This window comes from Dokdonia ponticola, assembly GCF_042653865.1.
Taxonomy (GTDB): domain Bacteria; phylum Bacteroidota; class Bacteroidia; order Flavobacteriales; family Flavobacteriaceae; genus Dokdonia; species Dokdonia ponticola.
Genome location: NZ_JBHSFV010000006.1, coordinates 134,747 through 148,132, shown reverse-complemented (window position 1 = coordinate 148,132; position 13,386 = coordinate 134,747). Strand labels below are relative to the sequence as shown.

The 13,386-nt window shown below is 36.1% G+C and carries 11 protein-coding genes; 8 read left to right on the top strand and 3 right to left on the bottom strand.

Features of this window, described 5'->3' with window-relative positions; genetic code table 11:
* Positions 1-103 precede the first annotated feature (103 nt).
* From ACFO3O_RS11305 to ACFO3O_RS11280, 6 genes are all read left to right on the top strand, one after another.
* Positions 104-760: a hypothetical protein gene (locus tag ACFO3O_RS11305; RefSeq protein ID WP_379978813.1), complete on the top strand. Its 657-nt coding sequence runs from the start codon at positions 104-106 to the stop codon at positions 758-760.
* 33 nt (positions 761-793) lie between these two features.
* On the top strand, positions 794-2,293 hold the full coding sequence (locus tag ACFO3O_RS11300; protein ID WP_379978811.1) for a M20/M25/M40 family metallo-hydrolase: 1,500 nt from the start codon (positions 794-796) through the stop codon (positions 2,291-2,293).
* 112 nt (positions 2,294-2,405) lie between these two features.
* A complete protein-coding gene (locus tag ACFO3O_RS11295; RefSeq protein ID WP_379978809.1) occupies positions 2,406-3,350 on the top strand; it encodes a hypothetical protein in 945 nt (314 codons plus the stop codon).
* Between the two features lie 259 nt (positions 3,351-3,609).
* Positions 3,610-5,997 (top strand): TonB-dependent receptor, encoded by a 2,388-nt coding sequence (locus tag ACFO3O_RS11290; RefSeq protein WP_379978807.1) that lies wholly within the window; start codon positions 3,610-3,612, stop codon positions 5,995-5,997.
* A 42-nt stretch (positions 5,998-6,039) separates the two neighbouring features.
* Positions 6,040-6,462, top strand: coding sequence for a hypothetical protein (locus ACFO3O_RS11285; RefSeq protein WP_379978805.1), 423 nt, complete (start codon positions 6,040-6,042; stop codon positions 6,460-6,462).
* 116 nt (positions 6,463-6,578) lie between these two features.
* A complete protein-coding gene (locus ACFO3O_RS11280) occupies positions 6,579-6,968 on the top strand; it encodes a group III truncated hemoglobin (RefSeq protein ID WP_379978803.1) in 390 nt (129 codons plus the stop codon).
* Positions 6,969-7,039: 71 nt separating this feature from the next.
* Here ACFO3O_RS11280 and ACFO3O_RS11275 read toward each other — a convergent pair whose 3' ends face one another.
* Complete coding sequence (locus tag ACFO3O_RS11275; RefSeq protein WP_379978801.1) at positions 7,040-9,208, bottom strand: ATP-binding protein; 2,169 nt, start codon at positions 9,206-9,208, stop codon at positions 7,040-7,042.
* A 181-nt stretch (positions 9,209-9,389) separates the two neighbouring features.
* Between ACFO3O_RS11275 and ACFO3O_RS11270 the strand changes: the two genes are divergently transcribed.
* Positions 9,390-10,550 carry an aspartyl protease family protein gene (locus tag ACFO3O_RS11270; RefSeq protein ID WP_379978799.1) on the top strand — a complete coding sequence of 387 codons (1,161 nt, stop codon included), beginning with the start codon at positions 9,390-9,392 and terminating at the stop codon, positions 10,548-10,550.
* A gap of 12 nt (positions 10,551-10,562) precedes the next feature.
* Here the strand turns inward: ACFO3O_RS11270 and ACFO3O_RS11265 are convergent, their stop codons facing one another.
* Together ACFO3O_RS11265 and ACFO3O_RS11260 are read right to left on the bottom strand one after the other, a co-directional pair.
* On the bottom strand, positions 10,563-11,885 hold the full coding sequence (locus tag ACFO3O_RS11265) for an amidohydrolase family protein (RefSeq protein ID WP_379978797.1): 1,323 nt from the start codon (positions 11,883-11,885) through the stop codon (positions 10,563-10,565).
* Positions 11,886-12,019: 134 nt separating this feature from the next.
* Positions 12,020-12,553: a hypothetical protein gene (locus ACFO3O_RS11260; RefSeq protein ID WP_379978795.1), complete on the bottom strand. Its 534-nt coding sequence runs from the start codon at positions 12,551-12,553 to the stop codon at positions 12,020-12,022.
* 273 nt (positions 12,554-12,826) lie between these two features.
* On the opposite strand from ACFO3O_RS11260, the gene ACFO3O_RS11255 reads away from it, so the two are divergent.
* The gene (locus ACFO3O_RS11255) at positions 12,827-13,063 is read left to right on the top strand and encodes a hypothetical protein (protein WP_379978793.1); all 237 of its coding nucleotides are present in this window, start codon (positions 12,827-12,829) and stop codon (positions 13,061-13,063) included.
* Positions 13,064-13,386 lie beyond the last annotated feature (323 nt).

Below are 13,386 nucleotides of genomic sequence, written 5' to 3'. Positions count from 1 at the left end.
ACACCACATTCCCATAAATAATCTGTACATTTAGGAGGTTTAATTTCTAAAATATTACTATCAAGTTATTGTAAAATATTTAAAACAAACCTCAGAATAATTAATGAAAATAGTCAATACAATAGAAATTGAACCTTTGGATTATACAGACAACGAATATGCATATCCAAAAACTACAAAAATAAAAGACCCTAAAGCTTGGAGTGATTACTGGTATAGATGTATTTCTGATAGTAATTTGCAAAATCTAGAACCCATAGAACTTGGCTCATATTTAGTAGACATAAATAAGATTGGAGATTCTGAATTAAAAATTATCCTTCAAAAAGAATTAAAAGATATTGACGTATCTGATGTTGAAGAATATGTAGGACAGCTCATCGGCGGAATTGTAATTATAGAACATGACAAGGTCATAATTGAACCATCCTGTTGTGGGGATGTATCTGATATTCAAAATTGGGAAAGCATTGAAACATCTAAGTTAGATCAATGGACTCAATTATGGATTGGACATCCGTGGCTTTTTTACAAACGAACTGATCATAATATTATACTATCTGATTACACAGATTACAATTTAAAAGATTTCAAAAATATATCAGAAAAATATAAATTTTCAGAACAAGGACTTATATCTGAGATTAAATCTAGTCGAAAATGTTTAAATGACTTTAAAAACAGAATCACAAGAGCGTTAGAAGAACTAGAAATTGATAATGCCCATAAAATTGCGAAATTAATGATTGGAAGTAAATAACGAATAAACATTAAAAAAAAGACACCCTCTATTATGAAACTAACACATCTCTTATGTCTGCTTTTGATTCCGTTCTTCATGCAGGGTCAAACCAACGATACTACCATTATCAATGATGGGTTAAAAAGCACCTTACTACTTCACAAAGAATTTCTAAGCATTCCTAATCTTCCAGAAAACAAGGAAGTGATGCTAAAAAATATACAATGGGCTGCTAAGAAATATGATGCCCTAGATTTCAAAACGACATTTCTGGAGACATCAACACTTCCCATTTTAATCGCAGAAAAAGAATATGACCCTAGTTATAAAACGGTGCTGTTCTATTTTCATATAGACGGGCAACCTGTTAACCCAGATGCGTGGGATCAAGACCATCCTTTTACCCCTGTCTTAAAAGAAAAGACCGAAGACGGCAAATGGCAAAAAATAGATTGGAATCGATTAAACGGAGAGATTAATGACGAGTGGCGCATTTTTGCTCGCTCTGCCGCCGATGATAAAGCGCCTATCATCATGCTTTTGTCTGCGCTTAACATTCTTAAAGAGAAAAACAACACACCAAAATTTAATATCAAAGTCATCTTTGACCCAGAAGAAGAGTATGAATCTACGGCACTATTATCTACGTTAGATATGTATAAAGAACGATATGCATCCGATTACTTTATTGTCATGGATGGACCAACGCATAATTCAAATAAACCGACAATTTCTTTTGGATGTAGAGGAATTGCTACCTGCGAAATTACTACCTATGGTGCCAAAGTACCACAACATAGTGGTCACTACGGAAATTATGCGCCAAATCCTGTTTTTAGCCTAGCAAACTTAGTATCGAGTATGAAAGATGAAGGTGGTAAGGTGTTGATTAAAGATTATTACAAAGGCATTGAGATAGATCCTTCGGTTTTTGAAATTTTAGAATCTGTTCCGTATGATGCCAATGAATTGAATAAAGAATTAGGTATTTACGCGTCTGAAAAGGTAGGGAGAAACTACCAAGAATCACTACAATATCCTTCTCTAAATGTAAGGCAGATAGGGACCTCCTGGAAAGGTAAAGGTCTAAAAACAGTGATTCCAGAATATGCAACCGCCAATATAGACGTGCGACTTGTTCCAGAGACAGAAGGATGGGCTCAATTAGAAAAAATCAAAAAGCACATTAAACAACAAGGCTATTATGTGATTGATAGAGACCCAACGGATGTCGAACGACAAAAATACCCTAAAATTGTAAAGTTTACAGGACTTCACAGCGTCAATGCTTTTAGAACCAGCCCAGATTCTGATTTTGGAAAAAAAGTAAGAAACCAACTTATAGAAGATTTTAATGAAGACCCTATTATGATACGATTAATGGGAGGCACAGTCCCTATTGTACCCCTTATTAATGCCTTAGACGTACCCACAGTGATTGTTCCTACGGTCAATATGGACAACAACCAGCACAGTCCTAATGAAAATATCAGAATAGGAAATATGAGACAAGGTATTGCCATTTGTTTATCCATTTTACGCATGGAATAGTCATGCTACGTAAAATCAGTGTCTTGTAGCGAATACATTTTTAACAAAACATTGATTTTTAAGTATTCTTAAAAAAGTACTTTAGTCATATCATATTCAAAACAGATACGTCATGAAAGTGCTATACTTCTTTTATATCCTTTCCTTTTTTTCATTGGAAACCCTGAGCGCTACACCTCAAAAAGAGTATAAAGCATACCATCTAAAAGTCTTACAAGCCGAGCAATATATTGCCTCTGAAAACTATACAGAGGCACTCTTAGTATATGATCAATTATGTACCATCTATGACTTTGTATTTTTAAGAGAGTATCAAATAGCGACACAACTCGCTGCCTATACAGAGGATAAAACAAAAACACTCGCCTATCTCAAAGCAGCTATACAAGCAGGATGGACATTAAAATCTATAAAGAAAAATACCCTCCTAAAACAGTACCTCACTAAAGAAGATTGGAAGGCTATAAAAAAGCAGTATCCATCGCTTAGAATACGCTATGAAAATTCGCTAGAAACTTCCGTGCGACAACAGGTCAAGAAAATGTATTCTAAAGATCAATGGAAAGCGATAAAAGCGCTGTTTAGATTCAGTTCCAAAGCCCAAGACAGGTATGCTGAAAAAAAGTTTGCGCCTCACAGCGAGCAACAAATAGCACAGCTCTCTGAAATTCTTTCTAGGTACGGATATCCAGGAGAGCGATTGATAGGCACGGGCGATTGGATGGCCACCATATTGAGTCATCATAATTCCATATCGACGGCCTACAACAAAAAAGACACCCTTTATCCTAGCCTAATTCCTCAGTTTAAAGAAGCTATAAAAAACGGGCAACTCTCCCCCTATCAATTTGCTAGTATTGATGATTGGTATCGCACCTGTATCAATGACCCTTCAAAAGCTACTTATGGGATTTTAAACACCCCGTCTCCAGAAAACCGATCTAAAACCGATGTATTGAGAGCGCAAATTCATATACGATCTATAGCCGTCAGAGATGCACTACTTCGCATCGAAGAAAAAACAGGCATGGTTTTATACATTACAGATATTTGGTAATGAGCATTACAGTATCACTGTCTAAAACACGATGTTTCTTTATACGCTTTCGCGAAAGCGAACCCAGACAAGACAAATCCTAAAAGACAATGTCTACTATTCACTATTGTATATACACCTCTACCCCATGGGTTTTAAAGAGCTCAAAAAAGCGGAAGATTATGTTAAATCATTCTAAATAAGAAGAATAAAAATAAATTCCGAGCGTATCTTTATGATAGATTTAAAAGGATTTATAAATTCTTAATTCTTCACTGCTATGATGAAAACCAATCGTTTACACTGTATTATTATCTGTATTTGTCTCTCGCTTTCTTTTCAGAGTTTTTCTCAAAATACAACCCAAAAAGGACCCTACCTTCCAGAAATTCCACACTATCTGCAAGTTCCTCAAATAGACTCTTTGACCGCCATGCGGGAGCATATTGTATTGCAACTAGCCAATGAACAAATCAGCAATGATCAGTTATTTTTCAAAGCCTATCTCTTAACGGGCCCTTTACAAAACAGGTACAGTAATAGTACTGTATTACATATCGAACTTCAGGATAATGAAGGAGCTATCATAAAAAAACAATTCCATAAAATCGATAATGGAATGGTGACTGGAAATATAAAACTTCCCAAAAGAACCAAAAAAGGGGCATACACCGTAAAGGCTTACACACAATGGATGAAAAACTTTAGTGACATTGCATTCACCCAAAAACAAATTCAGATAGGCCCCTCTACAGATACCCAAACAGCTACTGAAAATCGGGTAACCATTACCCCAGAAGGAGGTGCTTTTTTACAGCAATATAAAAATAAAATAGCTTTTCAGATACCATCACAACTTGTAAGTAAGGATGGGTTTATTGGCACCATCACAGATGCGCAAGGGAAGGCTATTACCAAAGTAAAAGCCTATGCACCTGGTGTAGGTATTGCCTTTGTAGAACCAGAAGAAAACATTCGTTATTTCTTAAAGCTGGAAGACAACACCTCATACCCTTTCCCAGAAAGTCAAGATGAAGGGTATCTTATCCAAATCAATAATATAGAGCCCTCAGTAGCAAATATACAAGTGATACGCTCTGAAAAAAGTGTAAAAACACCGCTCAAACTTATCGGAACATTACGAGGGATCCCCTACTTTGAAAAGAATGTATCTTTTAGCAACAATAGTGCTATCATAAAACTAGATAAAGAAAAAATACCCAAGGGAATGTTGGAATTACAACTGATAGATCAGGAAGGAGCGCAACTAGTGAATAGGCCTATATGGATAGATGGCTCCCCATTACAAATCACTTGGAATCAAATTACCTCAACGAGTGAGGAAATGGTGTATAAAATAAAAGTCACAGACCAAAACAATAAACCTGTTAAAACACAAGTAGCGTTAAGTGTGATTCAAGAAGAAAGCACTCCAATGGCATTTGAAAACACAGATCTTCTCAACACTCTTGAATCGCAGTCAGATCCAACAATTAATGATAGAAACCGTCGCTTTTTACAGGACATGTATGTGCTTACTTCATCAAAAAATAACACGTATAGCACTGAAAAAACGATAAAAGATCAAGAGAAAGTGATATTTCCCATACAAAAAGGGCTGGAAATTACAGGCTATGCATACGATCTTAACAATAGTCTATTGGAAAACACAATCATTCAAGTGATGTTTACCAATCAAGACGAAGTCCGGATAGAAGAAGCAACCACGGATAAAGATGGAATTTTACGATTAAAAAACCTTCAGATTAACGGAGAAACCAACATTGTTTTTAGAACCCAAGGAGAGGATACAAAGTCTAGACTTGTTACCTTAGAACCCATTCAAGAGTTTATGCAGAATTCTATAAAAACAGTTGAAAAAGCTAAAAAAACGATTATAGAATCTGAAGCCAAAATAAATACGCGTACTCAAAAGCCTTTTGATACTGAAGGATCTGAACTACTAGAAGAAGTTGCGCTAAGCGGAAGAAAAACAAAAAAAGAAGAAAAACCTTCTCTCTATGGTGTAAAACCTCCTAATAGCCGCATTAAATACCAAGATCCTGAGCGACCAAGAAGCATTGCACAAATGCTCTCTGAACTACCAGGTGTTCAAGTTTCTGGAGTGGGTGATTTAAACGAAGCACAATTTATAACAATTACTTCTTCTTCTGGAGGTCCTGTACTCTACGTGATAGATGGTATTCCCTTATATCAAGATAATAATAGGAGAATTGGAGGTGTCTTATCAGGCCCAAGTACATCAAGACTACGTCCGTTAGTTGATATGGTAAGTAGTTCTGATGTAGAAAGAATTGAATTATTAGTGGGCACAGATGCCGCAATGTACGGAGCTAGAGGTGCTGGAGGAGTCATTGTTGTCTACACAAGATTTGCATCTGGCGAGAACATCTCAAGAAAGAAAGCACAGTTAGATTTTCAAGGATATGAACCTGCTATTTCTTTTGAAGAATATCAAAAAAGTCTTTCTAAAAGAGAACAAAAAAATGATCCTGTAGTATATTGGAATCCTTCGGTAGAAACTGATGAAAATGGAGAAGCAATCATTAAACTACCCATTTCTTCAGAGAACATGCCGTTAAAAGTAAAAGCAACTACCATCAATAAAAAAGGGGATATTGGAGTGTTGCATACTCTAATCAAATAAGAAGCGCTATTTGTATAAAAAACAACGTTTAGCCTATACTTTATGAATACTATAAGGTTTTTATTTTTTTTGTGCTTACTTCTATTGTTTTCCAATTGTCAAAATGAAGAATCTAGCATAAATAAAAATTCGTTAGCTTCCTTAAAAGCTTATGGTATATCAATACACGACGCTTATGGTTTTTGTGGGATTGTTTATGAAGAAATCCCCTATTCATATAGGTCAGGTGTATGGAAATATATAGCAAATGAATCAATTAAGATCGCTGAAGGCCCATACTATAATACATTAATTCATGTCACTGATTATGGAGGGTGCCCATACTCCTATTACACAGATTCTGCAGCTATATCAAAATGGTCATTTTGGGATTTAAAAGGGAATCCAATACCTTCTAATCAAAGGTTTAAAAACATCATCCAATCTAAAGATACGATCTGGCCATTGATCAATCTTAGTAATTAATGCAAAAGAGAGGGATTGTTTATACGCTTTCGCGAAAGCGGACACAGCAATACATCCAAAGGTATGTTTGAATTATTAAACGATATTCAGAGGATTGTGGCTACCTTGCAATTCTTATGAAAAAAGAGATTACCAATAGAGCAGATATCGCGCTTCTTGTCACTTCCTTTTACACCCGTATACGCAAGGATGTGTACCTAGCTCCTATTTTTAATCGTCATATTCATGATTGGGAAGCACATTTGGTACACCTCACTGATTTTTGGGAAGCACAGCTCTTTTTCTCTAAAAAATTTAAAGGGAATCCTTTACAAAAACACCAAGAAGTAGATGCCATCGAAGGGTATACTATTAATGAACAACATTTTGGTATTTGGTTAAATCACTGGATACAAACCATCGATGATTTATATGTAGGAGAGAAAGCAGCTACCTTAAAAAATAGAGCGCGTAAGATAGGTACGTTCTTGCATGTCGGTATGTTTAATGCACGCCCAAAAAAATAATGAAAGCAAGCTCTCTTTAGACGAGCCTTGGAATATGTACACCTCAATGATCGAATAACGTGTAAACCTGATTAAAATTCTTCTTGTTTTTGCATCACCGCATCATGGATTTTCTGGATGAAATCTGCGGTGATAAAAGGTTTTAAGATATACCCATTCATCTGCCGTCCACTTATTTTTCGCTCTACCTCTTCGGTAGAGGTAGCTGTTAAAGCTATAATAGGTGTTTGATCTCCACGCTCTCTGATTTTTTCTGTGGTTTCATATCCGTCCAATTCTGGCATATGAATATCCATAAGGATACAATCAAATCGAGTCTCTTTTAAACGTGCAATGGCCTTACTACCAGAATCTACTACTTCAGCTTGAATATAATATTGATCTAAAATTTTCTTAGTGACTAGCAAATTGATCTTATTATCATCGACCACCAATATTTTCTTATGACGTAAGTCTTGCGATAAGTCTATCAAATCTTCTTCGTTGATTATGGGCTTGTTAGAAGTCGATAGTTTTAAAACAAAACTAAAAGTAGCTCCTTCGCCTTTGGCACTCTCAATATCAATAGAGCTTCCCATAGCATCTAATGTCATTTTAACGATAGAAAGCCCTAACCCACTGCCTTTAAAAGACTTTTCTGACGGATCATGCTCCTGATAAAACTCTTCAAAAATCTTAGTTTGATTCTCTTTAGAAATCCCAATACCATTATCTTTTACAGCAAAATAAACCGTTACCTCATCTTCTTGTTCATCTAGCAACTTTGTAGTAATTCTAATCATACCATCATTAGTAAACTTAATCGCATTAGAGATGAGATTGATAAGTACTTGTGAGAGCTTTAAAGAATCCCCTACAAGTACTTCTGGTATATTTACATCATAGGCTAGTTGGACTCTATTATTACTGTGCCTTATGGCATATTCCAAACTCTCCACAATATTCAGAATTAAAATCTTAGGTCTAAACTCTAAGAATTCTAATGTCATCTTTCCTGATTCTACTTTATTTAATTGAAGTACGTTATTAATGAGAGATAATAAGTGATTTCCTGAAAAATTAAGCGACTCTAAATATTCTTTATGACTACTATTTACATTCTCTTTTAATAGTAATCTAGAAAGTTCAATAACGGCGTATAGCGGAGTGCGTAACTCGTGGCTAATCTCTGAGTAAAATTTACTTTTTACATTAGATAAAGCTTCTGCTTTTTCTTTGGCAATCTTAAGTTGTTTATTTTTTTTGAATATAGCGTATACGCCCAGTAAAAGAACGATACTTAGCATAATAAAAATAACATTAGATACCTGAGATTTCCTGTAAGCAATTGCTTGTTTTTCTTTTTCTACCGTCGCTTGTATAAGTTTTTCTTTAGTATCCTTAATTCGGATATTTGCTTCTACTTCTTTAGCGATTTCTAGTTCTCTAAAGGTATAAATTGTATCAGCTACTTGTGTGTATTCTCTCAGAGCAAGAAACGCTTCTTCTGGCTTATTATCAGCATAATAACGCTCTGATTTTGACCTATAAAGAGTCGCTAAAATACCATAAAAGCTATATTCCTGAGCGTATGCAATGCTTTGGTCGTAATAATACTTATAATTGGTTTCGTCTCCTAGCTCATAATAGCAATCACTCATTTTCATATACAAATACCCAACGATAGATCTTCCTTTGACAAGTGATGATGATTGGGATAACTCATAAGCCTCTTGAAAATAAATAAGTGCATTGGTATAATCCTGTTCATACGCATATAAATATCTTCCATAGTTATACAGCGGGTATATGATCTCGTCTTTATTCTGAGAAGATCTCCCAAGCTCAATAGCCTCTTTAAAGTAGACATTAGAGGTCGCTATACTATCAAACTCCCTATAGGTAACACCAATATCACTTGTGACCTTAATAGCGTTTCCAATGTCTTTAGATTTAAGAAAATAATCTCTTGATTTAAACAAATAATCAAAACAAAGAGAATCATTACCTGTGTTATAGTACGTATTCCCTAAAACATTATACGCCTTTGCCTTTAAGTGGTTATTGTTTGTTTTTGTCGCATAGTCAATAACCTTATCAGAAATTTTTATGGCCTCTCCATAATCAAATTGGTCAAATAAGCCATAGGCTCTTTCAACTTCCGTATACATAGAATCTTCTATGACAGTATCCGTTTCTTGAGCAACAGTAAAAAAGTGAACATTTAAAATAAAAGCATAAAATAAATACTTACAGCTCATTAATTTGATGGGTTCTAAGAACCTGTAATTTAAGTAAAAATCGCTGAAAACGCATATTATACCTGATAAATATACTACTCGTAGGACTTTTGACATTTCTCATGAAGCTTTAAAATAGGATACGTTAACAGTCATTAACCCTTTTTTAGTAAAGGGTTGTTTATTTTTATCAAAAAAAATAATGAGACATCTTCTTTTTTTACTGTTTGTCACCATTACCTCCATAGCTGCGAGTCAAGTAGCGAGTATTCCTTTTGAGAAAGAAGGGCTTGTGTATATTCCTGTTAAAGTCCCTGGAGAGGAAACACCTCTTCAATTTGTATTTGACACAGGCGCTTCAACAGCCGTAATGGATAAAGCAGTAGCTACTCGTTTAGGAATTACAGCAGATACCAAACAATATGCATCGGGTGCTTCGGGCTCGCAAGAATATGAAATCGCCGTCAATAGAACATTAGAGATCGGCGATCTAAATTTTGACAACTTACATCTTGTCCTTGTAGATTTACAAGAACTAAGCAATCGCTCAGGCACATCTATAGATGGTATTATCGGAGCAGATGTCATTAACCGTTTTGTGACTCAGTTTGATTTCGCTGAAAAGCAACTACATCTTTACAAAAATGTAAAAGATATTGCTAATACCAATGGATATACACCTCATAAAGTAGACCTAAGCGGTCCCATTCCCATGGTTACGATGGATTGTATTTTTAAGGATGGTACGCGTTTATCGGGCGATTTCCTCTTTGACAGTGGTGCTAATTTGAGCATTCTCTTTAATACACCCTATGCAAATAAACATCAGCTGACTACAAAATTTGATAAAACCATAGAGATCACCTCTAGAGGATTGACAGCCACCTCCACCTCTACAAAAGGAATGCTACAAGGAGTTTCGCTATTAGGAAATGATTTTAGCAATCTTCCTGTGAGTATTGCACAAACCGAATATGGCGTTAGTGCTCAAGAAGGCTTTGCAGGCATTTTAGGTGCTGATATTATCAATCGTTTTGATATGATTTTAGATTACAAAGAAGATCTCTTGTATCTAAAACCGAACCATCATTATCTAGAAGCCTTTGACGTCCCTCTTGTGGGATTCACCCTTAAAAAAGTAGATCAAAAAATAGTAATTGGCGACGTGATTAAAGATACAGAAGCAGCTCAAAAAGGCATTGCTCAAGGAGATGAACTGCTTTCTATAAATGGTGTATCAGAATCAACTCTAAAAGCCTATAGGGAGGTTTTAAAACAAGAAGGTACGACCATCGTCGTACGTCTCAAAAAAACTTCAGGTGAAGAAGTAGTAATGAAACTAACCTTACAACCTCTTATTTAATTATCAGTGATACTACTTATAACGTTTTCCATGTTTAATAACCATATCCACATTTTGAAGCAAACTAATATGCCGTAATACATCTCCTTTTACTGCAATAATATCGGCAAATTTACCTTCGGTAATCGTACCTACTTCCTCAGAAACCCCCATCCATAAGGACGGCCAATACGTAGCCCCGCGTATGGCATACATTGGGTCGATACCAAATTCGTTTACCCAGACATCTAGTTCGTTCCAAGTAGACTGGCTATGAAATTTCATAGGAATCCCACTATCTGTTCCTATCATAAGCACCACACCAGCATCTATAAGTTGGTTTATTTTAGTTTCTAAAGTAGGTTTACGTGCTGGCGTAAGTTGAAAATAGGGAAGTCTATCTTTATGTTTAAAACTATTTTTAATATCGGCTACAATCGTATCGTGAAGTCCGCGATGCCAAGAATCATTATCGAGATGTTCGCCATTGTCACGTACATATTCATAATTATATAAGCCCTCTACCGTAGGACACCAAAACAAAGGCCCTAAATTCATTTGTGCGGTTCGCGCTTTAATAGCGTCCATCACATCATCAGGATAGCGAGGTGCCGAAGAAAGTCCCGTGTGCTCAAAACAATCGGCTCCTGCTTGTAAACCCGCAATAATTTCCATAGGGCGGTGTCCGTGAGCAACGACCTTTAGTTGATGTTTATGAGCTTCATCAACGACCGCTTGAAGTTCGGCCGTAGTCATTTGATCTTGATCAATCAATTTGATGCAATCTACACCCGCATCGGCTAGACGTTTTACTTTTTTCCGAGCATCCTCTGCCCCATTGACCCCCCAACGAAAAGCTTCTGTCCCAGGATAAGGCTTCTTCTGTATAAAAGGCCCTGATACATATAAAGTCGCTCCAGGAATCTCTCCATTATTAATACGATCGCGTACCGAGATACTCTCCTCCAAAGGTGCTCCTAGATCGCGAGCACTGGTAACACCCGCCATCAATAATTGTTCTGCAGATGCAGGCATAATCGTATTTTCTAATAGTGGTAAATAAGTCTTGTCCCAATACGCATAATCTGCATGTCCATTAATCATGGTATGCACATGCATATCCCATAAACCTGGAAGTACAGACATTCCTTCGGTAGAAATAATTTCGGCATCCGCAGGAATTTTTACCGTATCTACAGTCCCTACCGTTTGAATTTTATCATTTACGATAATAATCACACTATTCTTAATAGGGGTGGCTCCATATCCATCAATAAGGGTTCCCCCTACCAATGCTTTTACTTGTGCTTGAAGCGAAATGGTTCCAAAAAAGAAGATTAAAAGGAATTTCTTCATCGTTATGTATTTTCCTTAAATATAACTAAACCTAAAATAAAAAGTCCGTTGTAATATAGAATTACAACGGACTTTAAAGTGTGTATTATTTTTTAGGTCTTTCTATACCTGCACTAAGACCAGATAAACGTGATTTACAATAACTGTAAAGCACCTTCGTAAGAAGCGGTGATTTCATTACCATTCTCATCTACAAGATCTACCACGATTAATTGGTTATTACCTGTTCCTGTAATGGTAACAGTTCCGCTTTCAGCGAAAAAGAAGTTCCCCTCACCCGTTTCTCCATTAAGATCTATAACCCCTTCTGCGTCAACCCACGTAAATTCTGCTCTTTCGTTAGAAAATGTATACGTACCAGGTACAAGTCCTGTAGCACTGTTGGTGTTGAGATCTAAATAGATAGAAGAACCAATTCCTGTAACAGTTTCGTTGTTGATATCGATGGTAAATCCATCTGAAATTAAAGTTACATCCCAATCAAAACTTCCATCACTATTTTCTCCAAACTCAGTTAAAAATCCAGTCTCAATACTAAACTCTTCCCCGTTGATTGTCATACTGTTTGTAGCTTCAACAGTAGTGTTGTCATCATCATCATTCTTACATGAAACAGTAACAAGCGTAAAGACTAAAGCCGATAGGAATACTAATTTTAAATTTTTCATTTTGTAGTTTTTATAATTTTTATGTTTTAAGAAGGCGCGAAAATAAGTGTATCTCAAAAGAATACCTCAACTTTTTTGTGTTTTTTTATTCCGCTTTCGCGAACCTGCCTTGCCGGCAGGCAGCAGCGTACCCAGTCATCTCGACCATAGGAAAGATCCCATAGCTAACTAAGTTTCAACTTCAACTTCAACTTCAACTTCAACTTTGATTTCGACTTCAATTTCGATTTTAAAATGCTCGCACAGACCTTTACAAGGTCAGGAATATAGTATTTGGAACTTGACAGGGAAGTCATTATTGTAATTCTATTTAACGTCTATCAAATGTCGCCATCTCCAGAAATATGGGATTATTTTACAACCACAGGAATGGATCATGAATTTGAAGATGCATTTACAGAATGGAGTGCTGAATATAATACGAGTACAGACATTACCAATAAAGAGTACCTAAAAATCAAAGGCTTTGGCATCTATAGATACAGCGATGCCAAAAACGCACGACCCTAAAAAAACCTACGAATTCGAAATTGAAACTGAAACCAAAATCAAAATCAAAAACGCTGTTGAAACAACAAAAAGTCCCGATTCCTGATTCGTGAAGCGCAGCGATCCTGACTCTTTTTCCTACCTCCTACGTCTTACAGCGCAGCGGTCTTACATCCAGAAGCAAAGCGATCCAGAAGCGCAGCGATCCAGAAGCGAAGCGACTTACATACCCCCAAAACTTCGTTAATTTTTAAGCACTCCCCAAAAGTCCTCATACATTTTTTGTAGCTTTAAAGAGTATGTCTTTTTTAACCAAAAGAAAACGCACAAACAAACACTAAAAC

What these genes read in the sequence shown, in the direction of transcription:
- ACFO3O_RS11305 (WP_379978813.1), top strand. Translation starts at nt 104, where the DNA reads ATGAAAATAGTCAATACAATAGAAATTGAACCTTTGGATTATACAGAC.
- ACFO3O_RS11300 (WP_379978811.1), top strand. Translation starts at nt 794, where the DNA reads ATGAAACTAACACATCTCTTATGTCTGCTTTTGATTCCGTTCTTCATG.
- ACFO3O_RS11295 (WP_379978809.1), top strand. Translation starts at nt 2,406, where the DNA reads ATGAAAGTGCTATACTTCTTTTATATCCTTTCCTTTTTTTCATTGGAA.
- ACFO3O_RS11290 (WP_379978807.1), top strand. Translation starts at nt 3,610, where the DNA reads ATGATGAAAACCAATCGTTTACACTGTATTATTATCTGTATTTGTCTC.
- ACFO3O_RS11285 (WP_379978805.1), top strand. Translation starts at nt 6,040, where the DNA reads ATGAATACTATAAGGTTTTTATTTTTTTTGTGCTTACTTCTATTGTTT.
- ACFO3O_RS11280 (WP_379978803.1), top strand. Translation starts at nt 6,579, where the DNA reads ATGAAAAAAGAGATTACCAATAGAGCAGATATCGCGCTTCTTGTCACT.
- ACFO3O_RS11275 (WP_379978801.1), bottom strand. Translation starts at nt 9,208, where the DNA reads ATGAGCTGTAAGTATTTATTTTATGCTTTTATTTTAAATGTTCACTTT.
- ACFO3O_RS11270 (WP_379978799.1), top strand. Translation starts at nt 9,390, where the DNA reads ATGAGACATCTTCTTTTTTTACTGTTTGTCACCATTACCTCCATAGCT.
- ACFO3O_RS11265 (WP_379978797.1), bottom strand. Translation starts at nt 11,885, where the DNA reads ATGAAGAAATTCCTTTTAATCTTCTTTTTTGGAACCATTTCGCTTCAA.
- ACFO3O_RS11260 (WP_379978795.1), bottom strand. Translation starts at nt 12,553, where the DNA reads ATGAAAAATTTAAAATTAGTATTCCTATCGGCTTTAGTCTTTACGCTT.